Source organism: Pseudomonas sp. R62, assembly GCF_000257605.1.
Lineage (GTDB): Bacteria > Pseudomonadota > Gammaproteobacteria > Pseudomonadales > Pseudomonadaceae > Aquipseudomonas > Aquipseudomonas atacamensis.
The window spans coordinates 1,461,178-1,466,430 of the sequence record NZ_JH635998.1; the positions used below are offsets into that span (position 1 = coordinate 1,461,178).

Annotated in this window: 7 protein-coding genes; all 7 read left to right on the forward strand. The window is 62.5% G+C overall.

Annotated elements, in window-relative coordinates; genetic code table 11:
• Positions 1-457: branched-chain amino acid ABC transporter permease (locus tag OQK_RS07845; protein ID WP_038860725.1), on the forward strand; the 457-nt coding region annotated here is incomplete at its 5' end.
• A complete protein-coding gene (gene urtC / locus OQK_RS07850) occupies positions 457-1,536 on the forward strand; it encodes an urea ABC transporter permease subunit UrtC (RefSeq protein WP_016771887.1) in 1,080 nt (359 codons plus the stop codon). The genes OQK_RS07845 and urtC, both read left to right, overlap by 1 nt.
• A complete protein-coding gene (urtD, locus tag OQK_RS07855) occupies positions 1,533-2,402 on the forward strand; it encodes an urea ABC transporter ATP-binding protein UrtD (protein ID WP_016771888.1) in 870 nt (289 codons plus the stop codon). The genes urtC and urtD overlap by 4 nt, the downstream gene beginning before the upstream one ends.
• A gap of 135 nt (positions 2,403-2,537) precedes the next feature.
• Positions 2,538-3,236: an urea ABC transporter ATP-binding subunit UrtE gene (gene urtE, locus OQK_RS07860; RefSeq protein ID WP_016771889.1), complete on the forward strand. Its 699-nt coding sequence runs from the start codon at positions 2,538-2,540 to the stop codon at positions 3,234-3,236.
• Positions 3,237-3,280: 44 nt separating this feature from the next.
• Entirely contained in the window at positions 3,281-4,120 is an 840-nt protein-coding gene (locus tag OQK_RS07865) for an urease accessory protein UreD (RefSeq protein ID WP_016771890.1), read from the forward strand.
• 227 nt (positions 4,121-4,347) lie between these two features.
• Positions 4,348-4,650, forward strand: a complete 303-nt coding sequence (gene ureA, locus OQK_RS07870) for an urease subunit gamma (protein ID WP_003221215.1) — start codon at positions 4,348-4,350, stop codon at positions 4,648-4,650.
• A gap of 9 nt (positions 4,651-4,659) precedes the next feature.
• Positions 4,660-5,193, forward strand: a complete 534-nt coding sequence (locus OQK_RS07875; protein WP_016771891.1) for a GNAT family N-acetyltransferase — start codon at positions 4,660-4,662, stop codon at positions 5,191-5,193.
• The last annotated feature ends 60 nt before the right edge of the window (positions 5,194-5,253 follow it).

A 5,253-nucleotide genomic window follows, 5' to 3' on the forward strand; every position in this document is an offset into this window, starting at 1 on the left:
CCGCATCGTCATCATCGCTTTCGCATTGTTCGTGGTGGTGCTGACCTGGCTGCTGCTGAACAAGACCCGCCTCGGCCTCAACGTTCGCGCCGTTACCCAGAACCGCAACATGGCCGCCTGCTGCGGCGTGCCAACCGGGCGCGTGGACATGCTCGCCTTCGGTCTCGGCTCGGGCATCGCCGGGCTGGGCGGCGTGGCGCTGAGCCAGATCGGCAACGTCGGTCCCGACCTTGGCCAGAGCTACATCATCGACTCGTTCCTGGTGGTGGTGCTCGGCGGCGTCGGCCAACTGGCCGGTAGCGTGCTAGCCGCGTTCGGCCTGGGCATCGCCAACAAGATTCTCGAACCGCAGATCGGTGCGGTGCTCGGCAAGATCCTGATCCTCGCGCTGATCATTCTGTTCATTCAGAAACGTCCGCAAGGCCTCTTCGCACTGAAAGGACGGGTGATCGACTGATGAACCAGCCTCTGTTAGTCACGGCCACACAAAAGGCCGGGCCGAAAGCCACGCTCGCGGTCGGCGGGGTGATCCTCGCGCTGCTGATCGTTCTGCCGCTGCTCTCGTTGTTGTCGCCAGACAATGCCCTGCACGTCTCGGCCTACACGCTGACCCTGGTCGGCAAAATCCTCTGCTACGCCATCGTTGCTCTGGCGCTGGATCTGGTCTGGGGTTACGCCGGCCTGCTGTCGCTGGGCCACGGTCTGTTCTTCGCCCTCGGCGGGTACGCGATGGGCATGTACCTGATGCGTCAGGCCGCCGGCGATGGCTTGCCAGCGTTCATGACTTTCCTGTCGTGGAGCGAATTGCCCTGGTACTGGACCGGCACCAGCAGCTTTATCTGGGCCATGTGTCTGGTGGTGCTGGCGCCGGGTCTGCTGGCGCTGGTGTTCGGCTTTTTCGCCTTCCGTTCGCGGATCAAGGGCGTGTATTTCTCGATCATGACCCAGGCCCTGACCTTCGCCGGCATGCTCCTGTTTTTCCGCAACGAGACCGGGTTTGGCGGCAACAACGGTTTCACCAATTTCCGCACCATTCTCGGTTTCGGCATCACCGAACCGGGCACCCGCGCGGTGCTGTTTCTGGCCACGGTGTTGTTGCTGGTGGCGAGCCTGTTCATCGGCTGGCGCCTGGCGCAGAGCAAGTTCGGTCGGGTGCTGACGGCGTTGCGCGATGCGGAAAACCGTTTGATGTTCTGCGGTTATGATCCGCGGGGTTTCAAGCTGTTCGTCTGGGTGCTGAGTGCGGTGCTGTGCGGTCTCGCCGGAGCGCTGTACGTGCCACAAGTGGGCATCATCAACCCCAGCGAAATGTCGCCGACCAATTCGATCGAAGCGGCGGTGTGGGTCGCCCTCGGCGGGCGCGGCACGCTGATCGGGCCGCTGCTCGGCGCCGGCGTGGTCAACGGCATGAAGAGCTGGTTCACCGTGGCCTTCCCGGAATACTGGCTGTTCTTCCTCGGTGCGCTGTTCATCGTCGTGACGTTGTACCTGCCCAAGGGCGTGATCGGTCTGCTGAAGAAACGAGGTGAACAATGAGAGTCACAGCGAGTGCTGAATTCATGCTGGAGCCGGCGTTTTTCCCCGTCGAACCGAACAAGGACGAAGGCACCAGCCGCGACTCGATCGGCCTCGGCCAGCGCGTCGGCCCGGGCCTCGATACGCGCCACGGCACGATCCTGACCCTGGAAGACATCAGCGTCAGCTTCGATGGCTTCCGTGCCTTGAACAATCTCAACCTGTACATCGGCGTCGGCGAACTGCGCTGTATCATCGGCCCCAACGGCGCGGGCAAGACCACGCTGATGGACGTGATCACCGGCAAGACCCGGCCCAGCCACGGCAAGGCCTGGTTCGGCGAAACCCTGGATCTGACGCAGATGAGCGAAGTGCAGATTGCCCAGTCCGGCATCGGCCGCAAATTCCAGAAGCCGACGGTATTCGAAGCCTTGAGCGTGTTTGAAAACCTGGAGCTGGCGCAGAAGACCGACAAGTCGGTGTGGGCCAGTTTGCGTGCGCGCTTGAGTGGCGAGCAGAAGGATCGCATTAGCGAAGTGCTCGAGACGATTCGCCTGACCACTTCGGTCAATCGCCAGGCCGGGTTGTTGTCCCACGGCCAGAAGCAGTTTCTCGAGATCGGCATGTTGCTGATGCAGGACCCGCAATTGCTCCTGCTCGACGAACCGGTGGCGGGCATGACCGACGCCGAAACCGAGTTCACCGCCGAGCTGTTCAAATCGCTGGCGGGCAAGCATTCGCTGATGGTGGTCGAGCACGACATGGGCTTTGTCGGCTCGATTGCCGACCACGTCACGGTGCTGCATCAGGGCAGCGTGCTGGCCGAGGGCTCGCTTGAGCAAGTGCAGGAAAACGAGCGGGTGATCGAGGTCTACCTCGGCCGCTGAAGACCTAGATCGTTCCCACGCTCTGCGTGGGAATGCCGCCATGGACGCTCTGCGTCCGCCGTTATGTGACGCGGAGCGTCACGGGATGCGTTCCCACGCAGAGCGTGGGAACGATCACCGGGGGAGAATTTGGACATGCTGCAAGTCGACAAGCTGCATCAGTACTACGGCGGTAGCCACATCCTGCGCGGCCTGAGCTTTGACGTGAAGGTCGGCGAAGTGACCTGCCTGCTCGGCCGTAACGGCGTGGGCAAGACCACCCTGCTCAAATGCCTGATGGGCCTGCTGCCGGCCAAGGAAGGTGCGGTGAACTGGGAAGGCAAACCGATCACCACGTTCAAACCGCATCAGCGTGTGCATGCCGGTATCGCCTACGTGCCGCAGGGCCGTGAGATCTTCGGGCGCCTGACGGTAGAAGAAAATCTGCTGATGGGCCTGTCACGCTTTCCAGGCTCAGAAGCCAAAGAAGTTCCAGGTTTCATCTACGAACTGTTCCCGGTGCTGCTACAAATGAAGCAGCGCCGTGGCGGCGATCTGTCCGGTGGTCAGCAACAGCAACTGGCGATCGGCCGCGCATTGGCCAGCCGCCCGCGCCTGCTGATTCTTGATGAGCCGACCGAAGGCATTCAACCGTCGGTGATCAAGGAAATCGGCGCGGTGATCAAGCAGCTCGCGGCGCGCGGTGACATGGCGATTCTGCTGGTCGAGCAGTTCTACGACTTTGCTGCAGAACTGGCCGATCAATACCTGGTGATGTCGCGGGGCGAGATCGTCCAGCAGGGTCGCGGTGAAAATATGGAGGCCGAAGGTGTACGCGGGCTGGTCACGATCTAACGCGGCGGTCTAATCTGTAGCTTGCTAACGATAATCACAAAACCATGAATTCGATTGTTGCACCTGCCCTGTTTACCCCGAGCTGGCATGCCGAGCTGGAACTGGCTTACGCGCGCTTCGGCGATTGCACGCGCCCGGTCATGCGCCGTCACCTCGGCCCGCTGCGGGTGCAGAAGCATCTGTACGCCGAAGGCCCCGAGGTCTGCCAGCACATCATCGTCCACCCACCGGGCGGAATTGCCGGTGGTGATCGGCTCGATATCAGCGCGCGCGTCGAACACAACGCCTGGGCGCAAATCACCAGCCCCGGCGCCGCCAAGTGGTATCGCGCGGGCGGGCCGGCTTATCAGCAGCTCGACTTGCAAGTCGCTGCCGGCGCGACCCTGGAATGGCTGCCGCAGGAAACCATCGTCTACAGCGCCGCGCAGGCCGAGTTGAGCACAACGATCGAGCTTGAAGGCGATGCGCGGCTGTTCTACTGGGACGTGGTGGCGCTCGGTCGTCCGGCCAGCGGCGAGCGTTTTGACCTCGGGCATTTTCAGGCGCACCTCGATATCCGCCGCGATGGTCAGTTGCTCTGGCACGAACGGCAGCGCATTGTCGGTGCGGACGGTTTACTCGACTCGCCGATCGGCCTGGATGGCAATCCGGTGTTCGCAACGATGCTGGTGACCGGTGAGATTGAGGCCGAGTTGCTGGAGCGCTGCCGCTCGCTGGGGCACGAAGTGCGTGGAGACTTGACCCAGTTGCCAGGGTTGCTGGTGGCGCGGTGTCTGGCCGGTGAAGCGTTACTCGCCCGCGCCTGGCTGATTGATTTATGGCGACTGCTAAGGCCTGCGCTGCTGGGCCGCGAAGCTATCGCGCCAAGAATATGGAGCACCTGAAACCCCGACCCTCACCCCCCGCCCTCTCCCGGAGGGAGAGGGAGCCTGACCGAGTCGTCTGAAATGAATTTATCTGCCTGAACGAATATTGCTGACTGAATTGGCCATCGAAAACAACCAAGATCAGTCCCCTCTCCCTCGGGAGAGGGCTAGGGTGAGGGGCTGCTCCAACTGGCACCCCACACTTCTCGAGAGCCACCCGAATCTGCCCTGATGGAACCCGAACCATGGACCTGACCCCACGCGAAAAAGACAAGCTGCTGATCTTCACCGCCGGCCTCGTCGCCGAGCGGCGGCTGGCCCGTGGCGTGAAACTCAATTACCCGGAAGCCATGGCCTACATCTCCGCCGCGCTGCTCGAAGGCGCCCGCGACGGCCAGACCGTGGCCGAGCTGATGCATTACGGCACCACCCTGCTCAGCCGCGAACAAGTGATGGAAGGCATCCCGGAAATGATCCCGGAAATCCAGGTCGAGGCGACGTTCCCCGACGGCACCAAACTGGTCACCGTTCACCAGCCGATCGTCTGAGGCCACGCCATGACTTACAGCATTCGCGATGCGAGCCGGGCCGACCTGCCGGCGATCCGCGACATCTACAACGACGCCGTGCTCAACACCACGGCGATCTGGAACGAACGAGCGGTCGACCTCGGCAATCGCCAGGCATGGTTCGACGCGCGTCAGTTGCAGGCGTATCCGATTCTGGTGATCGTCGACCGTGAAAACGCAGTGCTGGGTTACGCCTCGTTCGGCGACTGGCGGCCGTTCGACGGTTTCCGTCACACCGTCGAGCACTCGGTGTACGTGCGCAGCGATCAACGCGGCAACGGCCTCGGCCCGCAACTGATGACCGCGCTGATCGAACGCGCCCGCACTTGCGGCAAACACGTCATGGTCGCCGCTATCGAAAGCGGCAACGCTGCCTCGATCCGCCTGCACGAGCGTGCCGGTTTCAGCATCACCGGGCAGATGCCGCAAGTGGGCACCAAGTTCGGCCGCTGGCTCGATCTGACCTTCATGCAGTTGACCCTCAATCCCGGCGCACAGCCGCCGGGTGCCCACAAGGAGTGATGTCGATGAACGCCGCCCAGTTGCGCCGCGTCAACGCTGAGAGCTTTGCCCACTATCGCC